The organism is Sphingobium sp. TB-6, from assembly GCF_012927365.1.
Classification (GTDB): Bacteria; Pseudomonadota; Alphaproteobacteria; order Sphingomonadales; family Sphingomonadaceae; genus Sphingobium.
Map to the genome: position 1 here is coordinate 1 of NZ_JABBGL010000047.1, position 2233 is coordinate 2233.

1 protein-coding gene is annotated in these 2233 nt (G+C 57.3%); it reads right to left on the minus strand.

The window, feature by feature from the left end:
* Positions 1 to 140: 140 nt before the first annotated feature.
* On the minus strand, positions 141 to 1613 hold the full coding sequence (gene ltrA / locus HHL26_RS23975; protein ID WP_061939493.1) for a group II intron reverse transcriptase/maturase: 1473 nt from the start codon (positions 1611 to 1613) through the stop codon (positions 141 to 143).
* Positions 1614 to 2233: the final 620 nt, after the last annotated feature.

The following is a 2233-nucleotide window of genomic DNA, read 5'->3' on the forward strand; positions in this document are numbered from 1 at the left end:
TGTCGGGTAGGAGCGACCCGTTACCGGACCGCTCCCCCCTTAGAACTGCACGTGCAAGTTTCCCTGCATGCAGCTCAAGCCTCCACGAAGCCCTGTGTGACCAGAGCCACCAGTCCCCTCGATCAAGGGGCGGATGCGGGTCATCCGAGGTCTGCCGGTAGATCCGTGGGTCGGCTGCGCCTTGCGGCGAAGTAACCGTCCCAGACCGGATCAAACGGATTGGCAGCAGCCCGGATTTTGCAATGGCGACGGATGGGAACGTCGGCTGCATTCAGCAACCGTGTGAACGTGACGTTTCCTCCGTCGTCCTTCACGCCTGCGCGGAACACCCAGTCGCGCGTGCCTTCCCGAATGAAGTAACGCCCCTTCACCCAACGACGCGGTTTGTTCGGGTGCCTACGACAGGCCCACTGCCAGAGACACTTCCAGATGAGGTGATCGACCTTTCGGAAGGTTTCCTTCGCCACCTGGTTGTGATGATAATTGGTCCAACCCCGTATGACAGGGTTGAGTCGCCATATCAGATGCTCCTGCCTTATGCTGGCGGCGGATTTGATAATCGTTCGGATTTTGCGCATGAACGCCGCCACGTTCTTCTTGGCGGGTTTGATGTGGGTGTGCCCATCATATCTGCGCACGTTCCAGCCGAGGAAGTCGAAGCCTTCCTCGACCCGCACGAGGCGAGTCTTTTCTTCAGACAGGGATAGACCCCGTGCAGATAGAAATTCCTCTACCAAAGTCCTTGCCTCCTCCAGCACTTCTCTCGATGCACCAGTAATGACAAAGTCATCGGCGTAACGTATCATATTGACCTTGGTGCGTATGTTTCGATGTTTGGGGCCGTAATGAGCCTTTAACATCGTTTCCATTCCGTCCAAGGCCATGTTGGCAAGTGTTGGCGAGATTATTCCGCCTTGCGGAGTTCCCGCTCGAGTTGCGTGCCATTCGCCGTCCTGCATATAACCGGAGTCCAGCCACTTCCGGAGCACCGCCCTGTCCATGGAGATGTTGGCGGTGAGCCAGTCCTTGCTGATTTCGTCGAAGCAGCCAGCAATGTCAGCGTCCAGAACCCATCCCGCCGTCCCCCGTCCCCGCAGTGCAATGAAGCACTGGCGAGCCGCATCACGCGCGGCGCGAAAGGGACGGAAGCCGTATGAGTTAGGGTCTGCCGTGGTTTCCGCGACAGGCAGTAGCGCAAGCAGGTGAAGTGCCTGCATGGCCCTGTCTTTCATCGTCGGAATACCAAGCGGACGCAGCTTTTTGCTATTTGCCTTCGGGATATACACCCGCCTCAGCGGTAGTGGCCGATAGCCCCGCCGTCTGAGCGACAATACTCCTCTGACGCATTTGCCCGGCGTGTCCCAGATGATCCGGTCGACTCCGGGCGTCCTCTTACCTCGATTTTCGGTAACTCGTTTTACGGCAAGAGCCTTGCCGCTGAACGAATGGGTCAGCAGCCGCTGTAAGGCTTGCACCTTACCCCAGCGACCTTCCCGAACTGCCTTCGCGATACGCATTTGCAGCCGTCGCACGGTTCGACGCACCGAGGACCAGTCAATCTGGCTCCAGTCCGCCGTTTCGCGGGAGGCCGCACCAGTCGCTATGACCGTCATTTGCCTGTCCTCCTTTGAGGGTTCTGCATATTTTCTCGCGATGAGAGACCCGTCGGAAGTCTGCTCCTTTTCAGGCGGGGTGATGTTGGCAAGCCGCAACCCCTGTCCAGACCATTACAGCCCGGCCTTCGCTTTCTCCGACATCCTTTACCCGCACCACCGACAGCTTTCCTTGCGGTTGGCCTGCCCACTGCCGGGCGGAGATACGGGCTTACCGTGTTTCATCTAAATAACGGGGGTGGGTTAGACCCTGCCTATTCGCCGGCGGTCTATCTTGTCCGTGTGTCTCCAAAGTAAAGAGAGACATCCGACCGCGCACCTTTTGGTTCAAGCCTATCAGCATCTTTGGCTTGTCAAATTTCACGACGTTTATCAGCAGTTCACTTCAATTAGTCATACCACCCAGCCTAGCGCCCCATCCGCTCTGATGCTTGCAGAAGATACCGCCACCTCACGGCATCGGCACGGCCCGAAGGCCCGGCTACATTGTCCCAGCAGCTTCATACCGGACCGTTACCAGTCCCGCATGTGCCGGTAGGCTACTGATGACGGAACATCAGGTTTGATCCATGAGATTATTCATGCGCAAACAATTATTTAGACGACTTTCACGTCGCACT